Here is a 21882-nt window from a genome sequence, read left to right on the forward strand (position 1 = left end):
CCGGTGACCTACGGGCGCACGAGGGCGTGGAGGACGGCGACCACGCCGTCGTCGTCGACGTGGCCCGTCACGGCGTCGGCCACCGCGATCGTGCCGGCGTCGGCGCTGCCCATGGCGACGCCGAGGCCGGCCCACTCCAGCATCTCGCGGTCGTTCTGGCCGTCGCCGACGGTCACGGTCGCACCGGCCGGCACGTCGAGCAGCTCGCGCACGCGCTCCAGCGCGGAGGCCTTGGAGACGCCGGGCGGGGTGAGGTCGAGCCACGCGGTCCAGCCGATCGCGTAGCTCACCCCCTGCAGGCCGACACGCTCGACGAGCTCGATGAAGTGGGCGGAGTCGCGACCGGGGGCGCGCAGCGTCACGCGCGAGACGGGCCGGGCCAGCAGCTCCTCGAGGTCGACGACCGCGGTCGGCGCGACGAGCTCACCGGCCGGGAACGGCGCCGTCACCTTGAACCCCTCGCCGAGCTCCTCGACCGCGACCAGGACGTCCGGCGCCTGCGCGACCAGCGCGCGCACGGCCTCGGACGGGTCGAACGTCACCGCGTCGACGATCTCGAAGCCGCGCGGCAGCGAGGGATCGAGCCGGATCGTCACGGCGCCGTTGGAGCACACGGCGTAGCCCGACGCCAGGTCGAGCCACTCCGCGACCGGCAGCACCGCTGGGATCGAGCGTCCGGTCGCGAGCACGACCTCGGCGCCGGCGGACCGCGCCGCGGCCACGGCCTCGACGACCTCGCGGCGCAGCGACCCGTCGTGGCCGAGCAGCGTCCCGTCGATGTCGAGCCCGACGAGCGGGCCGCGCGCCGCGGGAGCCTCGGGGCCGTCGATCTCGCGGGCGAGGTCGAGGACCGGGCCGGCCAGCTCGGCGTGGAAGCGCGGCGTCTCCTCCCACGGCCGGACGTGCCGCGCACGCCCGGCGGACCCGGCCGACCCGGCCGACCCGGCCGACCCGGCGGACCCGGCCGACCCGGCCGACCCGGCCGACCCGGAGCGTCCGACAGCGTCCGTCATGGGCGCAGCTCGTCGAGCCCGCCGAGGTAGGGCCGCAGGCCCTCGGGCACGACCACTGACCCGTCGGCCTGCTGGTGGTTCTCGAGGATGGCGACGATCCACCGCGTCGTCGCCAGCGTCCCGTTGAGCGTGGCGACGGGCCGGGTGCGCCCGTCGGCCGTCCGCTCGCGGATACCGAGCCGGCGCGCCTGGAAGGTCGTGCAGTTCGAGGTCGAGGTCATCTCGCGGTAGACGCCCTGGCTGGGCACCCACGCCTCGCAGTCGAACTTGCGCGCGGCGGACGTGCCGAGGTCGCCGGCGGCGGTGTCGATGACGCGGTAGGGGAGGCCGGCGAGCCGGAGCATCTCCTCCTCCCAGCCCAGCAGCCGCTCGTGCTCCGCCTCGGCCTCCTCGACTGGGACGTAGCAGAACATCTCGACCTTGTTGAACTGGTGGACGCGCACGATGCCGCGGCTGTCCCGGCCCGCGGCGCCGGCCTCGCGGCGGTAGCAGCTCGACCAGCCGGCGTAGCGCAGCGGGCCGTCCGTCAGGTCGAGGATCTCGTCCGCGTGGTAGCCGGCGAGGGCCACCTCGCTCGTCCCGACGAGGTAGAGGTCGTCGGCCGGCAGGTAGTAGATCTCGTCGGAGTGCTCGCCGAGGAAGCCGGTGCCGGCCATCACCTCGGGCTTGACCAGCGTCGGGGTGATCATCGGGACGAACCCGTTCGCGACGGCGCGGTCCATCGCGGCGTTTAGCAGCGCCAGCTCCAGCCGCGCGCCGACGCCCGTGAGGTAGTCGAACCGCGAGCCGGAGACCTTGGCCCCGCGGGCCATGTCGATCGCGCGGAGCGACTCGCCGAGCTCGAGGTGGTCCCTCGGCGCGAAGCCCTCGGCGGCGAAGTCGCGCGGCGTGCCCTCGTGGCGCAGCACGACGAAGTCGTCCTCCCCGCCGGACGGCACCGCGGGCAGCACGATGTTCGGGAACCGGGCGAGCAGCGCGTCGCGCTCGGCCGTCGCGGCGTCGGCGTCCTGCTCGGCGGCCTTGACCCGCTCGGCGAGCTCCCGCGCCTGACCGAGGACGGCCTGGCGCTCCTCCGGCGAGGCCTTCCCGATCGACTTCGAGACCGCCTTCTGCTCGGCGCGCAGGTTCTCGAACCCGGTCAGCAGGGCGCGCTGGCGCTCGTCCGCCGCCAGGACCGCGTCGACCAGCGCGGGGTCGGCGCCGCGGCGGCGCTGGCTCTCCCGCCCGAGGTCGGGGTTCTCTCGCAGGGCCTTGATGTCGATCACCCCTCGAGGGTAGTCGGGCCGGGGAGCCCGCGCGGCTCAGCCGACGACGAGGGCAACCGCGCGGCGAGCAGCCCCGACCACGACGCGGCGAACAGCTCGACGGCGTCGCCGTCGAGCGCGCGGGGCCCTCCGGACGCTGGCGGCTGATCGACCGTGTCCCGAACCCGGTCCGGGGACGACGCGCCCATCCGGTGGCATCGACCGCCGTGGCCTACCGTGAGCACATGCTCCACGCGGCCCTCGCACTCGGGATCATCGCCACCGCCCTGGCGGCGATCGCCCTCGTGCTGGCCGTCGAGACCTACCGCGCCCAGCGCTCCGCCCTCGCCGCACCGCGCACGCAGGCGCCGCGCGCGCTGCCCGTCCTGCCCCGCTCGGTCGACGACGACGGCTCCCCCGCCGCGCTCGGCCCGGCCGCGTTCGTCATCAACCCGACCAAGGTCGCGGACGTCGCGCGCCTGGAGGAGATGGCGAGGACGACCTCGCGGGAGCTGGGCCTGCCCGACCCGCTCCTGTTCCTCACGACGGCCGAGGAGCCCGGCCGCGCCCAGGCCGCCGAGGCGATCAGCCGGGGGGCCAGCGTCGTCGTCGCCGCCGGGGGCGACGGGACGGTGCGCGAGGTCGCACGGTCCCTCGTCCGGACCGGCATCCCGATGGGGCTCATCCCGTCCGGGACCGGCAACCTCCTGGCGCGCAACCTCGACCTGCCGCTGGACACCGTGACGTCGCTCGTCCAGACCGCGCTGTCCGGCCGGGACATGGCGATGGACGCCGCCTGGCTGCGGCTCGTCCCGCCGCCGGCCGAGCGTCGCGATCCCGACCCGGGCGACGAGGCCGACGCCTCCGACGGCTCCGACGCCGAGACCGGGCCGGATCCCGAGCCGACCCCGGCCCAGCCGAGCGAGCACCTCTTCCTCGTCATGGCCGGCACCGGGTTCGACGCGGCGACCATGGCCGACACCGACGAGGGGCTCAAGCGCCGGATCGGTTGGGTCGCCTACTTCCTGCGGGCCGTGCGGCACCTCGGCGCCCGGCGGACGCGGCTGGCGATGAAGGTCGGCCACGGGTCGTGGCGCACCTATCGCGTGCGGACGCTGCTGTTCGCGAACTGCGGTCGGCTGCCGGCCGGGATCGTCCTGCTGCCGGACGCCGAGATCGACGACGGCTACCTCGACATCGCCGCCGTCGACACGCGCGGCTGGCTGTTCGGATGGGTCTCGCTGTTCTGGCGCGTCATGCTCCAGGGCCTCGGCTGGCGCCGGGAGATGCCCTACGACGCGGCCAGCATCGACTTCCTCCGCGGGCGGACCGCGACGGTCGCGCTCGACCAGCCCGAGCCCGTCCAGGTGGACGGCGACGTGGTCGGCGAGGCCGTCGAGCTGCACGTGCGGATCGAGGAGAGCGGGCTGGTCGTCCGCGTCCGTCGCTGACGTCCAGCCCGCTCCGCGTCGACCCGGACGCGCGCTCAGATGGCCCGGACGGGCTGGATGGGCCTAGACACCGCCGACGTCGCTACCGTGGCCACCGCCGTCACCACAGTCGCCACTCCGGACGGCCGGGGCACCCGCACGGACCCCACCGATGTCGCTCTCGCTACCGTCGCACTCCTCCGGCGGAGCGACCACCTGGCAATCGCCGCTCCGCGTGGCGGGAGAACCCGCACGCACGCCGCCGTCGCCACCGCCGCCGCCAGAGTCGCCCTCGCCACAGTCGGCCGGGAGCGCGTCGATAGCGATGCAGACGTTGCTGATCGGGTCGCGGCCGTAACCATCGAGGCACACGCACGACTGCGCCTGCCCGTCCCACACCTCGTTCATGCCCGTGCACTCGGCCAGCTCGACCGGGACGCAGACGCCCTCGATCCGGACGTAGCCGTCCACGCACACGCACGATCCGTCGGCCCACTCCTCGTTCTCACCGCACTGCTCGACGGTCGGGGTGGGGCTGGGCTCGACGCTCGGCGTCTCGGACGGGCTCGGCTCGACGCTCGGCGTCTCCGACGGGCTCGGCTCGACGCTCGGCGTCTCCGACGGCGTCGCGCTCGGCGTCTCGGAGGCGCTCGGCGTCGCGCTCGGCGACGCGGAGGCCGTGGCCGTCGGCTGGCTGCCAGCCGGCGGGCAGTTCTCGTTGGCCGACGCGGACGGCGCGACCATCGTCCCCGCGACGAGGATGCCGGCGGTCACGAGGGCGACCACGCCCAGCGCCCCGCTGCGGCCGAGTGCCCGCGCGCGCCGCGAGGCGAGCAGGGCGACGAGGCCGGTCACAAGGATCAGCGCGGCGACGAGGACGACGGCGCTGCCGCCACCAAGCCCCGTCTCCGCCAGACAGTTGTCGTTCACGTGGAAACCCCCGGTTTCGATGATGATCTCGGCCGGGTTCCGGGCGCGAGCGACCGACGTCGCTCGTGATGGCCCCCTGCCATGAGCTGCGGCTGCCGTGGTGCCGCGCTCTCCAGGGTAGGTCCGATCGCCCGAGGGCGCGCGGCGAACGCCGACCCGGCCGGGGGGCCGGTCAGCCGCGCCGGGGCGACGGCGCGATCAGCCGTGCCGGATCAGGCCGGCCCGTCGCCGCGCAGCGACTCGACCCACGCACGCGCGGCGGCGTAGTCCTCGTCCGCGAACCCCGGCGCGGGTGAGACCGGTCGACGGTCGGCTCGGGGGTAGGAACCGAGGAACACCACCCGGGGGCACACGCGGTGCAGCCCCTGGAGCGTGGCCCAGATGCGCTCGTCCTCGAGGTGCCCCTCGGCATCGATCGAGAAGGCGTACCGCCCGAGCGCGTCGCCGAGCGGACGCGACTCGATCCGGGAGAGGTTGACCCCGCGCGTCGCGAACTGCTCCAGCATGGTGAGCAGGGCGCCGGCGTCGTCGTGCGGCAGGTGGACGAACAGCGTCGTCTTGTCGGCGCCCGTCCGCGCGGGCACGCGGCCCGGCCGGCCGACGACGACGAACCGCGTCACCGCCCCCGGGTTGTCCTCGACGCCGGCCGCGAGCACCTGGAGCCCGTACGCGGCGGCCGAGTGCGGCGCCATGAGCGCGGCGTCGTACCCGACCGAGCCGCGGGGCTCGCCCGCCGCCGCCCGCTCGGCGAGCAGCGCGCCGGCGGCGGCCGTCGACGTCGCGGGGACGTGGACCGCGCCAGGGACCAGCCGGGCCACGGACCCGCGGCACTGCGCCCAGGCGTGCGGGTGGGTGGCGATGGCGCGCACGTCCTCCAGCCGCGTCCCGGCCGGGGCGGCGAGCACGAACGAGATCGGGACGAGGGCCTCGCCGACGACGACCAGCGGCGCCCCGGAGCTGAGCGTGTCCAGCGTCGCGCTCACGCCGCCCTCGACGGAGTTCTCGATCGGCACGACGGCGCGGTCGGCTGTGCCCTGGCGCACGGCGTCGAGCGCGGAGACGACGTCCGGCATCGGCAGGTGCTCGGCGTCCGGGGCCACCTGGAGCAGCGCGGCCTCCGTGAACGTCCCGACCGGCCCGAGGAACGCGTACCGGCGGCTCGACGTCTCCATGGTTTCTCCTCGCAATCGCGACGCCGGCTGTGCGGCATCGTCCCCGGGTGACCCTAGCGGCTCACCTACGCTGGCTGGGTGCAGCCCCACCGCCGGTCCATCCGCGTGCTGGCTCTCGTCCTCGCCGCCGCGCTCCTGCTCGGCACCGTCGTCGGAGCCATCGCCGTCCTCGGCGCGCCCGCGCGCGCGGACGAGTCCTCGGACTCCGCCGGCGACGGGTCGCCGACGGGCGCCAGGCCGCTCGTGCTGCTCGGGACGAGCGGCCTGCAGTGGGAGGACCTCGACCCTGAGCTGACGCCCGTCCTGTGGGCCGCGGCGCAGGACGGCGCGATCGGCAGCCTCGTCGTGCGCAACCAGCGGACGACCACGTGCCCGGCCGAGGGATGGCTCGCGGTGTCGTCGGGCAGCCGCTCCGTCGACCTGCCGGCCGACGAGCGCGTCACCGAGATCGGCGGCCAGCGCTGCCGCCAGCTCGTCGAGCCGGACCCGGCGACCGCGGACGGCGTCGGGTCTCCCGTCCCGGGCTGGGCCGACTACGCGACGGCGGCCGGCGACTCCAGCTACGCCGCCCGGATCGGGCTGCTCGGCGACGAGATCGCCGCGGACGGGCTGCGCGCCAGCGCCGTCGGCCCGGGGGCGGCGATCGCGCTCGCGACCGCTGACGGCGCCGTCGCCGGACGCGCGATCCCCCGACCGGCGGATCCGGCGGACCTCGAGGACCTGGTGGCCGAGCTCGTCGCGTCGCAGGACGTCGTCGTCGTCGACCTCGGCTCGGTCCAGGACTGGGTGGCGCCGCGCCTGGAGGACGGCAGCGTCGACCCGTCCGTCGTCGCGCCGGACCCGGACGAGCACCGCGCGGCGCAGGTCGCCGCGATCGAGTCCGCCGCCGCGGCCGCGCTCGCCGGCGTGGCGGCGGCGCTCGACGCCGACCCGGCCGGCGCCGGCCGGACGCTGACGGCCGACCCCCTCGTCGTCGTCGCCTCGCTCGGCGACTCCGGCCGCACGCCGGCGCTCCAGGTGCTCCTCGCGCGCAGCGCCGGCACGAGCACGCTGCCCGGGACGCTCACGACGTCGTCGACCCGGCAGCACGGCTACGTCCTCTCGACCGACCTGCTGCCCTGGTTCCTCGACACGCTCGGGCTCGAGGTCCGGGCGGCGTCCGGCGCGGTGCTGGTCGGGGCACCGCCCCGCGTCGTCGTCGGCGATGCGACCCCCGAGGCGGGGGACGCGCGCATCGCCGGCCTCGTCGACGACAACACCCACGCGCAGGCGCAGCGGCCGATCCTCGCGCCCTTCTACCTCCTGCTCGTCATCGCGAACGTGGTGCTCTACGCGCTCGTGGCGCTGGGCCTCACGCGCCCGGCGACGACGCGGCTCGGCGCGCTGCTGGGCCGGTGGCTGCACGTCGACGGCGGCGACGAGCCGCTCAGCATCATCCGCCCGCGCATCCTGCGCGGCGTGCGGACCGTGTCGGTCGCGCTGGCGTCGGTGCCGGTCGCGACGCTGCTGACCAACCTCCTGCCGTGGTGGCGGTTCTCCCCGCCCGCGCTGGGGCTCGCGCTGTACTCGGCGGTGTTCGTCGCGCTCATCACGGCGCTCGCGCTCGCCGGCCCGTGGCGGGACGGCATCCTCGCGCCGCTCGGGATCGTCTCGGGCCTGACGGCCCTCGTCATCGGCCTCGACGTGGTGACCGGCGCGACGCTGCAGCTCTCGGCCGTCATGGGCGTGCCCGTGCTCGTGGCCGGCCGGTTCTACGGGTTCAACAACACGGCGTTCGCGCTGTTCACCACGGCGTGCATCCTGCTCGTGGTGGCCGTGACGAACCCGCTGGTCCGGGCGGGTCGGCGCCGGCTCGCGGCGCTCGTGGTCGCGGCGGTCGGCCTGGTGGCGACGGTGCTCGACGGCGCGCCGTCGATCGGCGCCGACTTCGGCGGCCCGCCGGCGATCGTCCCGGCGTTCGCGCTGCTCACGCTCATGGCGCTGGGGGTGCGGCTCACCTGGCGGCGGGTCGCGACGGTGCTCCTGGCCGGCGCCGTCGCGGTCGGCGGGTTCGCGTTCCTCGACTACCTGCGGCCACCGGCCAGCCGCTCGCACCTCGGCCGCTTCGTCGAGACGCTGCTGGACGGCGGCGCGTGGGACGTCGTGCTGCGCAAGCTCGAGGCGAACCTGCGCATCCTCGCGAACAACCGCCCGCTGACGATCCTCGCGCTCGCCGGCGTGCTGCTCGTCGTGTTCGTGCTGGCCCGGCCCGTGTCGAAGGCGCTCACCGAGCCCGGCGGCGGCCGGTTCGGGTGGCTGTCCGGTGGCGCGCCGATCTCGCAGATGGGCGACGTGACGCCGATGCTGCGCCCGGGGCTGGTGGCGCTCGCCGTCGCGATGGGGATCGGGTTCGCCGTCAACGACTCCGGCATCGCGATCCCGGCCTACGGGGTGGCGCTCGCCGTGCCGCTGCTGCTGGCCGCGTGCGCGAGCTGGATGCTCACCCGGACCGAGGTCATGGTCGTGGCGCCACCGGCGGCGCCCGCGACCCCGACCGGCTGAGGGCCGTCCGCTCCCTGCGGATCGGCGCACCCCGGAGCGCGCGATCCGCGGCGTGTCCCCGAGACACGCCGCGAGTCAGCGCGTGCGCGGGGAAGGATCCGCACGGAGCGGACGGGTCAGTCCGTGACGCCAGCGGCGTCGCGCTCGAACCGGGCGGCGGCCGCGACGCTGTGCTCCTGGTCGAGCAGGGCGTCGCACAGCGCCACCGAGAGCGTGAGGTCGCCGACCCCGGCGGCGGACAGCTCGGCCACCTGGTCCAGCGTCCGGACGCTGGCGGCCAGGACGCGACACCCCCGCCCCGATGCCGCGAGCGCCTCGTGCAGCATCCGCGTCTGGGCGACGCCGTCGAGGCCGAGGTCGTCCATCCGCCCGACGTACGGCGCGATCCCCGAGGCACCGGCGGCGTCGGCGAGCACGGCCTGGGACGCGTGGTAGACCGCGGTCACGAGCACCGGGACGCCCCGCCCGGTGAGGCGGCGCGCCGCGGTCAGGCCCGGGGTCGTCGCCGGCAGCTTGACCACGACGTCGGCCCCGAGGTCGCGCAGCCGCGCACCGTCGTCGGCCAGCTCCCGCGCCGTCGCGCCCGTGGCCTGGAGGTAGACGACGCCGGCACCGGCGGCGACGGCCCAGGCGTGCACGTCCCGGGCGTCGGCGGGACCGAGCCCGGATCGCCTGAGGATCGTCGGGTTCGTGGTGATCCCGGCGAACAGGCCGGTGTGCAGGAGCCGCTCGACGGCGGCGCGGTCGGCCGAGTCGATGTAGAGCATGGATCCTCCTCGGTCCGGCTGCTGGTCGGCGGCCCGAGGCTAGCAGCACGGCCGTCTCGGCCCCCGGCCGGGACGGGACAGCGTGATAGTCTCGCGGCGAGCTGCAGGCCGACTCGCGCTGCAGATCGAGAGTCCGGAGCCTCCGCGCTCTCCAGCTCCTCGCCCTCGGCCCACGTGGCAGTGCCGGATGGATCACCGGCACGGCGACGGATCGCCGGAGCGCCCCTCGAGGCTCCCGGCCCTTCTCCCTCCGGGGCGTCCTCCGCCCTGCTTCGCGCCTCGCCGGCACTCGTTGAAGACACACAGTGACGTCACCGGTTGACGCGAAAGGGAATCTCATGACGAACGACTCACGGCGCCTGCGCTTCGGCATGGTCGGGGGTGGCGACGCCACGAGCGTCGGTGCGCTCCACCGCAACGCGCTGCGCCTGAACGGGGACACCGAGCTGGTGGCTGGGGTGTTCTCCCACGACCTGGAGAAGTCGAGGCGGATCGGCGCGGAGCTCGGCGTGGCCGAGGACCGCGTCTACGCCTCGGCGGAGGAGATGGCCGTCGCGGAGGCGGCCCGTCCCGACGGCATCGACTTCGTCGACATCAGCACGCCCAACGCCTTCCACTACCCCGCGTCGAAGGCGTTCATGCAGCAGGGCATCCACGTCGCGTGCGAGAAGCCGCTGTGCCTCACCCCCGAGGAGGGCGAGGACCTCGAGCTGGTCGCCGCCGAGTCGGGCACGCTCTTCTGCCTCATGCACACCTTCACGGGGCACGCCATGTCCCGCGAGGCGCGGGCGCTCTACGAGGACGGGGTCATCGGCCAGCTCCGGACCGTCGTCGTCGAGTACCCGCAGGACTGGCTGGTCGACGCGCTGGAGCAGGAGACCGAGCAGGACAAGACGTGGCGCTCGATCCCCGAGCTCTCGGGCCGCGGCGCCGCGATCGGCGACATCGGCTCGCACATGGAGAACTGGGTCCACTACGTCACGGGCCTGCGCGTCACCGCCGTCCTGGCCAACCTCGAGGCCATCGGCGCGGGGACGATGCTGGACAACAACTTCCAGGTCATCACCAAGTTCGAGAACGGCGCCTCGGGCTTCTTCTGGGGCAGCCAGGTCGCCGTCGGCTACGACAACGCCTTCAAGGTGATCCTGCTCGGCGAGAAGGGCTCGATCGAGTTCTGGCAGGAGAACAACAACTACCTCGTGCTGCGCCTGCGCGACCAGCCGGCGCAGATCCTCTCCCGGGGCAGCTCCTACTCCCGCCCCGAGTCGCTCAAGTACCTGCGGACCCCGAAGGGGCACCCGGAGGGCCTGACGGAGGCGTTCGCGAACATCTACAGCGCGTTCACGGACGCGGTGCGCGACCGCCAGGCCGGCGTCGTCACCCCCGAGCACGACTACGGGTACCCGACGCTCTCGATGGGCCTGGCCGGGGTCCGGTTCTTCAACGCGTGCGTCGACAGCCAGGAGGCCGGGAACACCTGGGTCCAGCTCTAGACCGCCGCGATCGATGCCGTGGCACGGGGGACGCCCCCGTGCCACGGCATCGTCGTGTCCGGGGTGGGTCGGCCGTGACCACCGCGCGTCCGGCGAGGTGGTTCTGAATCCGAGCGTTCGCTCATCTGAGCGATTCGCTACCGTATTGACGGTCAAACCAGCCCGATGTTAGGGTTCAATCGCTCATATGATCCAGGTACGGCCCGCGGATGGTCCGACCAGGAAGGTGCTCGAGGTGGAGACGACAGTCGTCGAGATCCCGGGCTGCGGCACGACCTGCGCTGAGGCGGAGAGTGCCGACTTCCCGGCTCGCACCCTTCTCGAGCCCGGCGAGGCGCTCAGCAAGGGCCGTACCGAGCACCCCCCACCACCAACTCCAGAAGGTGCATCGACATGAAGAAGAAGGCACTCGCCCTGGCGACGGGGCTGCTGGCAGCCGCCGCGCTCGCCGCGTGCTCCCAGCAGGCCCCGGGCGACTCGCAGAGCACGGGCGGCGAGTCGACGGGCGGCACGACCAGCACGAGCGACATCAAGCTCGCCTACGTCAGCATGAACCTGGCGAACCCGTGGACCGTCGAGGTCAAGAACGGGTTCGAGGCCGCCTGCAAGGACCTCGGGATCCAGTGCCTCACGATCGACTCCCAGTACAAGGTCGACAAGCAGGTCAGCGACATCGAGAACCTCATCAACGACGGCTACAGCGGCTTCACGTTCATCCCGATCGACCCCAACGCGACCCGCGACCTCGTGGAGACGGCGAAGAGCAAGGGCATCGCGACGGCGTCCATCGCCCAGCCGCAGGACAACGCCAACCTCATCTACACGCTCGACGAGTACGACTACGGCGTCTCGATCGGGACCCAGGCGGCCGAGTGGGCCAAGGACACGCTCGACTGCAACGTCAAGGTCGCGATCATCTCCCAGGACAACGTCGAGGCCGTCATCCCCCGCGGGAACGGCGTCGAGGAGTCCATCCTCGAGATCTGCCCCAACGCCGACATCGTCTCCCGCCAGGCCGGTGACACGCCGGAGCAGGGCATGCAGATCATCGAGTCCGTGCTGCAGCAGCACCCGGACCTCAACCTGGTCGTCGGCACGAACGACTCCGGCGCCATCGGCGGCTACCAGGCCATGGTCGGCGGCAACGCCGTCGGCGAGGACCGCGCCGTGTTCTCCGGCGATGCGACGGCCGAGGCGCTCGCCAAGATGAAGGAGCCGAACAGCATCTACCGCGGCACCGTCGACCTGTTCCCGTACAAGGGCGGCTACGAGAGCGCGGAGATCCTCTACAAGTACGTCACCGAGGGCATCCCGGCCGAGCAGGAGACCATCATGCTCCCCTACGTCCCGGTCCCCCAGGCCGACGTGCTCGACGGCTCCTACGAGGCGTCCAAGACCGAGTGACACGACCGCCCCGTGCGCCGGTCCCGCCACCGGCGCACGGGGCACCTCAGGGTCGAGGAGGACGCTGATGACGAGGAACCTCGTCGAGATCCGAGAGGTCTCAAAGAACTACGCGGGCGTTCACGCCCTTCAGGACGTCTCCTTCGAGATCGCCGAGGGGGAGGTCCACGCGCTGTGCGGTGAGAACGGGGCCGGGAAGTCCACGCTCATCAAGATCCTCACCGGCGCGATCCACCCGACGTCGGGTGAGATCGCGTTCGACGGGAGCGAGCTGCACGACCTGACGCCGCGCAAGGCGATGGCGCTCGGCATCGCCGCGGTCTACCAGGAGTTCAGTCTGGTGCCGTTCCTCACGGTCGCGGAGAACATCTTCTACGGCCGCGAGCTGCACCGGGGCGGCGTCCGGGACGTCGCCCGGATGAACCGCGAGGCGCAGCAGCTCTGCGACCAGATGGGCATCCGGATCGACGTGAAGGCCCAGGTGCACAACCTCGGCGTCGCGTACCAGCAGATCGTCGAGATCGTGAAGGCCGTCGCGACGAACGCGAAGTTCATCATCATGGACGAGCCGACCGCGCCGCTCACGGTGAGCGAGACCGAGGTCTTCTTCGGGATCATCGAGCGGCTCCGCGAGCGCAACGTGACGATCCTGTTCGTCTCCCACCGGCTGGACGAGGTCTTCCGGCTGTGCGACCGGGTCACCGTCCTGGTGGACGGGAAGCTCTCGACGACCAGCCGCACCGCGGACATCGGCGAGCGCGAGCTCATCTCGCTCATGGTCGGCCGCGAGCTCAACAGCGACTACCCGCACGCCGACCGCTCCCCCGGCGACGTCGTGTTCGAGGCCAGCGGCGTCACGAGCAAGGACGTCACGGACATCTCCTTCCACGTCCGCGAGGGCGAGATCGTCGGCCTCGGCGGCCTCATCGGCGCCGGTCGGACCGAGGTCGCGCGCCTCGTCTTCGGGGCCGACCCGATGACGGGCGGCACCATGCGGGTGCGGGGGCGGAACTACCGGCCGAGGTCGACCCGCACCGCGCTCGCGAACAAGATCGGCCTCATCCCGGAGGACCGCAAGGCGCAGGGCGTCGTGCTCAACCGCCCGGTGCGCGACAACGTGACCTACGCCTGCCTCAAGCAGCTCGCCGTCGCCGGCGTCGTGAGGACGGGCAGGGAGCGCGACGTCGTCGACTCCTACGCCTCGAGCCTTCGGATCAAGATGCCCGGGAGCTGGCAGCTCGTGGCCAACCTCTCGGGCGGGAACCAGCAGAAGGTCGTCCTCGCGAAGATGCTCGCGACGGACTGCGAGATCCTCATCCTCGACGAGCCGACCCGCGGGATCGACGTCGGGGCGAAGCAGGAGATCTACGAGCTGATGACGCGGCTGGCCCAGGCGGGCAAGGCCATCATCCTCATCAGCAGCGAGATGCCGGAGCTCATCGGGATGTCCGACCGGATCCTCGTGATGCGCGAGGGCCGCATCGTCGGCGAGCTGAGTCCGCCGCAGTACTCGCAACAGACAATCCTGGAGATGGCCTCGGGTCTCGATCCGCTCCACGCGGACGACTGACCGGGCGTTCTCGCCTCCCCCTCGACCAAGAAAGAACGCTCCCATGCGCCACAAGAGCCTGGCGATGTTCGCCCTCAACTACGGCATCCTCCTGATGCTGATCGCCCTGCTGATCTTCTTCTCGGTGATGTCGCCGAACTTCATGACCGTCGGGACGATGGTCACGATCCTGAAGCAGATCATGATCATCGGAATCGTCTCCATCGGCAGCGCCTTCGTCATCCTGACCGGGGGGATCGACCTCTCCGTCGGATCCGTCGCGGCCGTCTCCGCGGTCACGGCCGCCATCCTCATGCTCAACGGGATGCCCGTCCTCCTCGCGTGCCTCGTTACGGTCCTCATCGCCGGGGTCTACGGCGCGATCAACGGGCTCCTCATCACCAAGATCGCGGTGCCACCGCTCATCGCGACGCTGGCCACCATGACGTCGCTGCGCGGTCTGGCCTTCATCATCACCGGCGGCCTGCCCGTCTTCGGCTTCTCCACCACGTTCGGGCAGTTCGCGTCGGGCACGTTCCTCGGCCTGCCCTACCCGGTCATCCTGCTGCTCGCGCTGTACGGCTTCGCCATCTGGTTCCTCGGCCGCACCACCATGGGCCGGTACATCTACGGCGTCGGCAGCAACCAGGAGGCGTCCCGCCTGTCCGGCATCAACGTCGGCTGGGTCAAGATCTTCACCTACATGGTCTCGGGCCTCCTGGCCGGCGTCGCCGGCCTCGTGCTGCTCTCGCGGACCAACTCCGGCCAGCCGGGTGCCGCCTCCGGGTACGAGATGGAAGCGATCACCTCCGTCGTCCTCGGCGGCATCGCCCTCACCGGCGGCGAGGGCAAGATCAGCCTCGTCCTGGTCGGCGCCGTCATCATGGGCGTCCTCAAGACCGGCATGGTCATGCTCAACGTCAACGACTACGTGCAGATGGTCGTCCAGGGCGGCGTCCTCATCCTCGCCGTCGCGCTCTCCGTCATGACGCAGCGCATCCGCAAGCGCCTCGCCGACCTGCCCGCCTGATCCCGCCTGACCCCGGCCCACCCCGGCGGAGCCGAGAAGGAACGCACATGCCCTACGCCATCGGTATCGACTACGGCACCCAGTCCGCCCGCGCCGAGCTCGTCGACCTGGTCGACGGCACGATCGTCGCGAGCGCGGAGGGCGGCTACCCCCACGGCGTCATGGAGACCCGGCTGCCGAGCGGCGCCCAGCTCGGCCCCGGCTGGGCGCTGCAGGACGGGCGGGACTACTGGGACCTGCTGGTCCGGCTGGTCCGCCGGCTCGTCGCCGGGGTCGACCCGGACGCCGTCGTCGGCATCGGGCTCGACTCGACGTCGTGCTCCGTCCTGCCGCTCGACGCGGAGATGGAGCCGCTCAGCTCCCACCCCGAGTTCGAGGACGTGCCGCTCGCCCACCTGGCGCTGTGGAAGCACCACGCCGCCCAGCCGTACGCCGACCGGCTGACCCGGATCGCCGCCGAGCGCGGCGAGCCGTTCCTCGCCCGGTACGGGGGCCGCATCAGCAGCGAGTGGCTGATCCCGAAGATCATGCAGGTGGCCGCGGAGGCCCCGGACGTGTACCGCGCGGCGCACCGCTTCTCCGAGGTCGCCGACTGGCTGTGCTTCAAGCTGACCGGCACCCACGTGAAGAGCAACGTCATGGCCGGCTACAAGTCGCTGTGGGAGGAGGGGACCGGGTACCCCGGGACCGACTTCTTCGCCGCGCTGGACCCGCTGCTGGAGAACGTCGTCGCCGAGAAGCTGCCGGCCCCGGTGCGGACCGTCGGGGGGCGCGTCGGCCACCTCTCCCCCGCGGTGGCGGCCGAGCTGGGGCTGACGACGCGCACCGCGGTCGCGGTCGCCCAGTCCGACGCCTGCGTGGTGCCGGCGGCGCTCGGGATGGACCAGGTCGGCCAGCTCGTCATGAGCATCGGGACCTCCACCTGCCACCTCCTGCTCGGCGACGTCCAGCGCGAGGTGCCCGGCATGTGCGGCGCGGTCAAGGACGGGACCTCGCCCGGGTTCGTCTCCTACGAGCTGGGCCAGGCGGCGGTCGGCGACATCTTCGACTGGTTCGTCCGCACCTGCGTGCCCGACGCCGTCGTGGAGCAGGCGCGCGCCGCCGGCATCGGGACGCACGAGCTGCTCGAGCGGCAGGCCGCGGCCCTCGCCGTCGGGGCGAGCGGGCTGGTCGCGCTCGACTGGTGGAACGGGAACCGGTCGATCCTCGTCGACGCCGACCTCACCGGCGTCGTCGTCGGCCTCACCCTCGCGTCGACGCCGGCCGAGATCTACCGGGCGCTCATCGAGGCGACGGCGTTCGGGACCCGCACGATCGTCGAGACGCTCCGCGAGAGCGGGGTCCCGGTGACCGAGCTCTACGCCGCGGGTGGGATCCCGAGCAAGAACGCCCTGCTCGTCCAGGTCTATGCCGACGTGTGCGGCATGGACGTGCTCGTCCCCGCCCTGGCGCAGAGCGCCGCCTACGGATCGGCCCTGTTCGGTGCCGTCGCGGCGGGGCGCGAGGCTGGCGGCTTCGACACGGTCGCCGAGGCCACCGACGCGCTCGGGTGCCGCGAGTTCACCCGCTACCGCCCGCGCGAGGACGCCGTGGCCGCCTACCACCCGCTGTACGAGATCTACCGCGAGCTGCACGACCTGCTCGGCGCGGCGAACGGACCGCTCAAGCGGCTCCGGGCCGTCGCCGACGCCGCGAGCCGCCCGAGCGGCACCCCCGCGTACCCCGCCTGACCCCCCGAAAGAGCTGGAGAGAAGAATGAACGACCGATTCCACGACCTGAGGCAGACGGTGCTCGAGGCCAACCTCGAGCTCGTCGCCCGCAACCTCGTGATCTCGACCTGGGGGAACGTCTCGGGCTACGACGCCGAGGCCGGGGTCATCGCGATCAAGGCGAGCGGCGTGACGTACGACGAGATGACGATCGACCACATGGTCGTGCTCGACCTGGACGGCACCACCGTCGCCGGCGACTACCGGCCGTCGACCGACACCCCGACGCACCTGGCCCTCTACCGGCTCTACGGCGACCACGGCGTGCGCGGCGTCGTGCACACCCACTCCAAGTTCGCGACGGTCTGGACCCAGGCCATGCGCGACATCCCGGCGCTCGGCACCACCCACGTCGACTACTTCGACGGACCGATCCCGTGCACGCGCGAGCTGACCCCCGCCGAGGTGGCCGCGGGCTACGAGGCCGCCCAGGCCGTCGCGATCGAGGAGGCCGTGAGCCCCGACCGCTGCCTGCGGATGCAGGCGATCCTCCTCGCGCACCACGCTCCGTTCGCGTGGGGGACCTCGCCCGAGGCCGCCGTCACCAACGCCCAGGTGCTCGAGTACGTGGCCGAGATGGCCTACCTGGAGAGCACGCTGCTCGGTCGCACGCCCGACGTGCTGCCCGAGCACATGCACGTCAAGCACCGCGACCGGAAGTTCGGGGCCGACGCCTACTACGGCCAGGTGACCAGGTGAGCGGCGAGCTGTCCGCCGCCATCGAGCGGACGCTCCACCTCGAGAGCGACGCCATCCGCGAGCTCGCCGACACCTGCCGGATCGAGCAGGTCCAGCAGGTCATCGACGCCATCCAGGCCTGCACCGGCAAGGTCGTGACGTCGGGCTGCGGCACGTCCGGCACCGCCGCGCGCAAGATCGCGCACACGCTCTCCTGCGTCGAGTGCCCCGCGCTCTTCCTCGAGCCGGCGGACGCGGTCCACGGTGGCCTCGGCGTCGTGCAGCCCGGCGACGTCGTCATCCTGTTCACCAAGGGGGGCCAGACCGAGGAGATGACGAGCCTCGTCGCCCCGTGCCAGGCCAAGGGGGCCGTCGTCGTCGGCGTCACCCAGAACCCCGAGTCCGACCTCGGCCGGACGGCGGACATCCTCCTGGAGGTGCGCACCGGTCGCGAGCCCGACCCGTTCAACATGCTGGCGACCGCGTCCATCCTCGGCGTCCTCGCGATGTTCGACGCCATCACGATCGAGCTGATGCAGCTGCGCGGGTTCACCAAGGCGCAGTTCGCGCTGATCCACCCCGGGGGCGCCGTCGGCAAGCGCCTCAATGCCGGTGGCTGACCACCCGACGAGCGCACCGCCACGCGTGCGCACGACGCCGTCGCTCTACGCCGCCGACCCGCTGCACCTCGCCGAGGCGCTCGGCTCGGCCGCGGCGGCGGGGGCCGACGGCCTCCACTTCGACGTCATGGACGGTCACTTCGTCCCCGAGCTGGGGCTCAACGCCGTCCAGCTCGAGCGGGTGCTCGCGGCGTCCGACCTGCCCATCGACGTCCACCTCATGACGTCGGACAACCGGCGCAGCGCCGACGTCTTCGCCCTCCCGGGCGTGCGGACGGTCGCGTTCCACGTCGAGGCCCAGCCGGAGCGGGAGGGCCGGGAGATCCTCGCGCTCATCCGTGCACGGGGACCGCGGGCGTGGCTGGCGCTCTCCCCGGAGACCGAGGTCGGGCTGCTCGCCGGGTTCGGCGGGGAGCTCGACGGCGTGCTCGTCATGTCGTGCCGGCCGGGTGAGCGCGGGGCGCAGTACATCCCGACGACGCCGGAGCGCGTCCGCGAGGTGCGCCGCCTCGTCGGGCCGGGCCCGGAGATCGGTGTCGACGGCGGCCTCACCCCCGAGCGCGCGGGGGCGTGCGTCGAGGCCGGCGCGAGCGTCCTCGTCCTCGGGCGCAGCTTCTTCGGCGGGGGCGACGGGCCCGTCGGGGGCGACGAGCCCGGCTAGTCCTCGGGCTCGCTCAGCCGGAGCAGCTCGGCCGCGAGCGCGTGGTCGACGACGACGGCGTCGACCAGTCCGGCCCGGATGGCGGCGAGCACGATCGACGCCTTGGGCACGCCGTCGGCGATCACGATCTTGAGCGGCACCCGCGCGAGCAGGTCGACCGGGATCCGGATCATCCGTCCGGCGAGCATCTCCAGCGGGCGCCCCTGCGCGTCGAGGAAGATGCCGGCCACCTCGCCGACCGCCCCGGCCTCGACCAGGGCGAGCCGCTCGGACTCCTCGAGCCGGTCGACGAGCTGGCTCGTCGTCGGCTCCCACGAGCCCGCGGACAGGCAGGCGATCGTGAGGTCGTGGAACGCCTCGTACGCGCGCCGGATCTCGGGCTGCCGGCGGATCGTCGTCGCCGCCTCGGGGTTGTCGACGAGGAGCGGGGCGAAGATCGGCACCGCCTGCCCCTCGGCCGACGTGACCACCCTCCGCAGGATCTCGATCGGCGAGATCGCGAGGTCGTCGCCGAGCGAGCCGTTGAGCTGGATCGCGCGCACCGGCGGCAGGCCGCCGAGGAACCCGGACATCGCCGCGAGGGTCCGGCCCCAGGCGAGGCCGACGACGTCCTGCGGGCTCAGCCGCGTCGCGAGGAACGCGGCGCCCGCCATCGCCACCTGGTCGCGGGCCGCCGCGTGGTCGACCGGCGCGACGACGATGCTGTCCACCAGCCCGAACCGGTGCCGCAGGCGCGCCGCGAGCGTCATCTCCGCGCTCGGGTTCTCGTGGATCGACACCGTGACGATGCCCGTCTCGCGGGCCCGCGCCAGCAGCCGGGCCACCTTGAACCGGGAGATGTCGAGCTCGGCCGCGATCTGGAGCTTGGTCTTGTCCTCGAGGTAGTAGGCGCGGGCGACCTTGACCGTGAGCTGAGCGGACGCGGCTTGCGAGGACGGGGACGCGCTCATGTGAGCAGCCTAGTGGCGGCGGCTCGTCCCGGGACACCCGGACGGACGGCGGCGGCCCGCCGGGCCGGCGCCGGCGTCCGCCGGCGCGTCCGACGACCGCGGGGGTGCGAGCCTGCCGCCCGCACCCCCGCTCCGTCCGGCCGCGGCCGGTGGTCGACCGGGGCCGGTCAGCCCACGCGCGAGCGCACGGTCCGGGCCGCCTCGACCAGGTTCTCCAGCGACGCCCGGGTCTCCGCGTAGCCGCGCGTCTTGAGGCCGCAGTCCGGGTTCACCCAGAGCTGCCGCTCCCCCACCGAGTCGAGCGCCAGCCCGAGCAGCTCGACCAGCTCCTCGACGCTCGGCACGCGCGGTGAGTGGATGTCCCACACGCCCGGGCCGATCCCCCGCTCGAACCCGGCGGCCGCCGGCAGCAGCTCCATCCGCGAGCGGGCGGCCTCGATCGAGGTGACGTCGGCGTCGAGCGCGTCGATCGCCGGGAGGATCAGCTCGAACTCGGAGTAGCACAGGTGCGTGTGGATCTGCGTCTCGGGACGCACGCCCGACGTCGCCAGCCGGAACGACCCGACCGACCAGTCGAGGTAGGCCTCGTGGTCCGCCGAGCGCAGCGGCAGCAGCTCCCGCAGCGCGGGCTCGTCCACCTGGACGACGCCGATGCCGGCCGCCTCGAGGTCCGCGACCTCGTCCCGCAGGGCGAGCGCGACCTGGTTGGCGGTCTCGCCGAGCGGCAGGTCGTCGCGCACGAACGACCACGCCAGGATCGTGACCGGCCCGGTGAGCATGCCCTTGACCGGCTTGTCCGTGAGCGACGCGGCGTAGGTCGCCCACGCCAGCGTCATCGGCTCGGGCCGGGACACGTCGCCCCACAGGATCGACGGTCGCGTGCAGCGCGAGCCGTAGCTCTGCACCCAGCCGTTGCGCGTGACCGCGAACCCGTCGAGCAGCTCGGCGAAGTACTGCACCATGTCGTTGCGCTCCGGCTCGCCGTGCACCAGCACGTCGAGGCCGAGCTCCTCCTGCAGCGCGATGACGCGGCCGACCTCGGCCCGCATCGCGTCGGCGTAGGCCGCGGCGTCGAGCTCGCCGCGGCGCAGCGCCGCCCGCGCGAGCCGCAGCTCGGGCGTCTGCGGGAACGAGCCGATCGTCGTGGTCGGCAGCGTCGGCAGGCCGGCGAGGGCCGCCTCCTGCGCCGCGCGCCGCTGCGCGTACGGCCCGCGGGAGAACGAGTCGGCCGACAGCTCGGCCGCCCGGGCGCGCACGGCCGGGTCGACGACGCCGGGGGCGGTCGCGCGGTCCGCGAGCGCCGCGCGGTTGGTCTCGAAGGCGGCCGCGGCGGCCTCCGGTCCGGCGGCGACGGCGAGCACCTCACCGATCTTCTCGTCGGCGAACGCGAGCCAGCCGGCGACGCGAGCCGGCAGCGTGGCGGGGCCGAGGTCGGAGCGGCCCGCGTCCCCGGACGCGTCGTCCAGCTCGTCCGCCACGGTGTGCGGCACGTGCAGCAGCGAGGTGGACGTCGTCACGCCGACCGGGCCGCCCGCGACCCCGGCGAGGGCCGCGACCGTCGCCGCGGCGGCGTCGAGGTCGGTGCGCCACACGTTGTGCCCGTCGACGACGCCGGCCAGCAGCGTCACGCCCGAGAGGTCGCGCGTCGTCCCGTCCGGAGCCGTCGGGGCCGGGAGCTCGCCGCGGACGAGGTCGAGCGCGATCGCCTCGACGCCGGCGGCGAGCAGCGGGTCGATCGCGCAGCCGAGGCGGCCGTAGGGCGCGGCCACGAGGATGCGCGGACGCGCCTCGCCGACGGCCGCGGAGGTCAGGGCGGCGTACGCCCGCTCCGTCGCGGCCGTGACCTCCTCGCGGGGCACCTCCCACAGGTCGCTGACGAGCGCCGGCTCGTCGAGCTGGACCCAGGCGGCCCCGGCCGCGGCGAGGTCGGCGAGCAGGAGGGCGTAGGCGGCGACGACCTCGTCGAGGCGGTCGAGCGGCCGGAAGCCGGCGGGGGCGTCGGCGCTCGCCTTGGCCAGGAGCAGGTAGGTGACGGGACCGACGAGCACGGGACGGCCGACGACGCCGAGCCCCGCGGCCTCGCGGACGTGCGCGACGCGGGAGCTGCCGCGGTAGGCGAGCGGCGTCAGCGGGCCGATCTCCGGGACGAGGTAGTGGTAGTTCGAGTCGAACCACTTCGTCATCTCGAGCGGCGGCTGCTCGGCGGTGCCGCGCGCGAGAGCGAACTCGACGTCCGTGCCCAGCGGCGTGCTGGCCGCGGGGTCGACGAGACCGGCGAACCGCTCGGGCACGGCGCCGAGCGCGAGCGTCACGTCGAGCACCTGGTCGTAGTGGGCGAAGTCGAGCGGGACGGAGCTCGGCTCGGTCAGGCCGAGGTCGCGCAGGCGGGTGACGGTCGCGGCGCGCAGGGCCGTGGCCGCCTCCGCGAGGTCGGCCGCGCTGGTGCGGCCGGCCCAGTGGCTCTCGAGCGCGCGCTTGAGCTCGCGGTCGCGGCCGATCCGGGGGTAGCCGAGCACCGTCGCGCGGGGGAGCGCGGCGGCGTCGGGGCTGGTCGAGGGTGCGGTGGGGGAAGGCATGGGGTTCTCCGGGGTGTGGGTGTCCCGAGCCCGGCGGGCGCGATCCGCGATCCG

At 73.4% G+C, this 21882-nt stretch carries 17 protein-coding genes; 10 read left to right on the top strand and 7 right to left on the bottom strand.

Going from position 1 to position 21882, the window contains the following annotated elements; all coding sequences use genetic code 11:
- Positions 1-8: 8 nt before the first annotated feature.
- Together EDD28_RS05145 and serS are read right to left on the bottom strand one after the other, a co-directional pair.
- Positions 9-1013 (bottom strand): HAD family hydrolase, encoded by a 1005-nt coding sequence (locus tag EDD28_RS05145; protein WP_342769921.1) that lies wholly within the window; start codon positions 1011-1013, stop codon positions 9-11.
- Entirely contained in the window at positions 1010-2278 is a 1269-nt protein-coding gene (gene serS, locus EDD28_RS05150) for a serine--tRNA ligase (protein WP_123738629.1), read from the bottom strand. Before serS ends, EDD28_RS05145 begins: the two co-directional genes overlap by 4 nt.
- 224 nt (positions 2279-2502) lie before the next feature.
- Here serS and EDD28_RS05160 point away from each other — a divergent pair, with 224 nt between their 5' ends.
- Positions 2503-3708, top strand: a complete 1206-nt coding sequence (locus EDD28_RS05160) for a diacylglycerol/lipid kinase family protein (RefSeq protein ID WP_123739946.1) — start codon at positions 2503-2505, stop codon at positions 3706-3708.
- A gap of 63 nt (positions 3709-3771) precedes the next feature.
- Here the strand turns inward: EDD28_RS05160 and EDD28_RS05165 are convergent, their stop codons facing one another.
- Both EDD28_RS05165 and pheA read right to left on the bottom strand, forming a co-directional pair.
- Positions 3772-4617: a hypothetical protein gene (locus EDD28_RS05165; protein WP_123738631.1), complete on the bottom strand. Its 846-nt coding sequence runs from the start codon at positions 4615-4617 to the stop codon at positions 3772-3774.
- A 212-nt stretch (positions 4618-4829) separates the two neighbouring features.
- Complete coding sequence (gene pheA, locus EDD28_RS05170) at positions 4830-5789, bottom strand: prephenate dehydratase (RefSeq protein WP_123738632.1); 960 nt, start codon at positions 5787-5789, stop codon at positions 4830-4832.
- 78 nt (positions 5790-5867) lie between these two features.
- On the opposite strand from pheA, the gene EDD28_RS05175 reads away from it, so the two are divergent.
- Positions 5868-8330 (top strand): hypothetical protein, encoded by a 2463-nt coding sequence (locus EDD28_RS05175; protein ID WP_148059551.1) that lies wholly within the window; start codon positions 5868-5870, stop codon positions 8328-8330.
- A 116-nt stretch (positions 8331-8446) separates the two neighbouring features.
- Here the strand turns inward: EDD28_RS05175 and EDD28_RS05180 are convergent, their stop codons facing one another.
- The gene (locus EDD28_RS05180; RefSeq protein ID WP_123738634.1) at positions 8447-9097 is read right to left on the bottom strand and encodes a transaldolase family protein; all 651 of its coding nucleotides are present in this window, start codon (positions 9095-9097) and stop codon (positions 8447-8449) included.
- A 338-nt stretch (positions 9098-9435) separates the two neighbouring features.
- On the opposite strand from EDD28_RS05180, the gene EDD28_RS05185 reads away from it, so the two are divergent.
- From EDD28_RS05185 to EDD28_RS05220, 8 genes are all read left to right on the top strand, one after another.
- On the top strand, positions 9436-10590 hold the full coding sequence (locus EDD28_RS05185) for a Gfo/Idh/MocA family protein (protein WP_123738635.1): 1155 nt from the start codon (positions 9436-9438) through the stop codon (positions 10588-10590).
- A gap of 393 nt (positions 10591-10983) precedes the next feature.
- A complete protein-coding gene (locus tag EDD28_RS05190; protein WP_123738636.1) occupies positions 10984-11994 on the top strand; it encodes a sugar ABC transporter substrate-binding protein in 1011 nt (336 codons plus the stop codon).
- 67 nt (positions 11995-12061) lie between these two features.
- Positions 12062-13564, top strand: a complete 1503-nt coding sequence (locus tag EDD28_RS05195) for a sugar ABC transporter ATP-binding protein (RefSeq protein WP_123738637.1) — start codon at positions 12062-12064, stop codon at positions 13562-13564.
- Between the two features lie 43 nt (positions 13565-13607).
- Positions 13608-14573: an ABC transporter permease gene (locus tag EDD28_RS05200; RefSeq protein ID WP_123738638.1), complete on the top strand. Its 966-nt coding sequence runs from the start codon at positions 13608-13610 to the stop codon at positions 14571-14573.
- Positions 14574-14620: 47 nt separating this feature from the next.
- Positions 14621-16303, top strand: coding sequence for a ribulokinase (locus EDD28_RS05205; protein WP_123738639.1), 1683 nt, complete (start codon positions 14621-14623; stop codon positions 16301-16303).
- A 25-nt stretch (positions 16304-16328) separates the two neighbouring features.
- Positions 16329-17042, top strand: coding sequence for an L-ribulose-5-phosphate 4-epimerase AraD (gene araD, locus EDD28_RS05210; protein ID WP_123738640.1), 714 nt, complete (start codon positions 16329-16331; stop codon positions 17040-17042).
- Positions 17039-17641: a KpsF/GutQ family sugar-phosphate isomerase gene (locus tag EDD28_RS05215; protein ID WP_123738641.1), complete on the top strand. Its 603-nt coding sequence runs from the start codon at positions 17039-17041 to the stop codon at positions 17639-17641. The genes araD and EDD28_RS05215 overlap by 4 nt, the downstream gene beginning before the upstream one ends.
- A 25-nt stretch (positions 17642-17666) precedes the next feature.
- Positions 17667-18302 (top strand): beta/alpha barrel domain-containing protein, encoded by a 636-nt coding sequence (locus tag EDD28_RS05220; RefSeq protein ID WP_170169360.1) that lies wholly within the window; start codon positions 17667-17669, stop codon positions 18300-18302.
- Here EDD28_RS05220 and EDD28_RS05225 read toward each other — a convergent pair.
- Together EDD28_RS05225 and metE are read right to left on the bottom strand one after the other, a co-directional pair.
- On the bottom strand, positions 18299-19252 hold the full coding sequence (locus tag EDD28_RS05225) for a sugar-binding transcriptional regulator (RefSeq protein ID WP_123738643.1): 954 nt from the start codon (positions 19250-19252) through the stop codon (positions 18299-18301). The genes EDD28_RS05220 and EDD28_RS05225 overlap by 4 nt on opposite strands.
- Before the next feature lie 167 nt (positions 19253-19419).
- Positions 19420-21828: a 5-methyltetrahydropteroyltriglutamate--homocysteine S-methyltransferase gene (gene metE / locus EDD28_RS05230; RefSeq protein WP_123738644.1), complete on the bottom strand. Its 2409-nt coding sequence runs from the start codon at positions 21826-21828 to the stop codon at positions 19420-19422.
- Between the last annotated feature and the right edge of the window lie 54 nt (positions 21829-21882).

Source organism: Salana multivorans (assembly GCF_003751805.1).
GTDB lineage: Bacteria > Actinomycetota > Actinomycetes > Actinomycetales > Beutenbergiaceae > Salana > Salana multivorans.

Coding starts and splice junctions, on each gene's coding strand:
- EDD28_RS05145 (WP_342769921.1), bottom strand. CDS start 1,013: ATGACGGACGCTGTCGGACGCTCCGGGTCGGCCGGGTCGGCCGGGTCG.
- EDD28_RS05160 (WP_123739946.1), top strand. CDS start 2,503: ATGCTCCACGCGGCCCTCGCACTCGGGATCATCGCCACCGCCCTGGCG.
- pheA (WP_123738632.1), bottom strand. CDS start 5,789: ATGGAGACGTCGAGCCGCCGGTACGCGTTCCTCGGGCCGGTCGGGACG.
- EDD28_RS05180 (WP_123738634.1), bottom strand. CDS start 9,097: ATGCTCTACATCGACTCGGCCGACCGCGCCGCCGTCGAGCGGCTCCTG.
- EDD28_RS05185 (WP_123738635.1), top strand. CDS start 9,436: ATGACGAACGACTCACGGCGCCTGCGCTTCGGCATGGTCGGGGGTGGC.
- EDD28_RS05190 (WP_123738636.1), top strand. CDS start 10,984: ATGAAGAAGAAGGCACTCGCCCTGGCGACGGGGCTGCTGGCAGCCGCC.
- EDD28_RS05195 (WP_123738637.1), top strand. CDS start 12,062: ATGACGAGGAACCTCGTCGAGATCCGAGAGGTCTCAAAGAACTACGCG.
- EDD28_RS05200 (WP_123738638.1), top strand. CDS start 13,608: ATGCGCCACAAGAGCCTGGCGATGTTCGCCCTCAACTACGGCATCCTC.
- EDD28_RS05205 (WP_123738639.1), top strand. CDS start 14,621: ATGCCCTACGCCATCGGTATCGACTACGGCACCCAGTCCGCCCGCGCC.
- araD (WP_123738640.1), top strand. CDS start 16,329: ATGAACGACCGATTCCACGACCTGAGGCAGACGGTGCTCGAGGCCAAC.
- EDD28_RS05225 (WP_123738643.1), bottom strand. CDS start 19,252: ATGAGCGCGTCCCCGTCCTCGCAAGCCGCGTCCGCTCAGCTCACGGTC.
- metE (WP_123738644.1), bottom strand. CDS start 21,828: ATGCCTTCCCCCACCGCACCCTCGACCAGCCCCGACGCCGCCGCGCTC.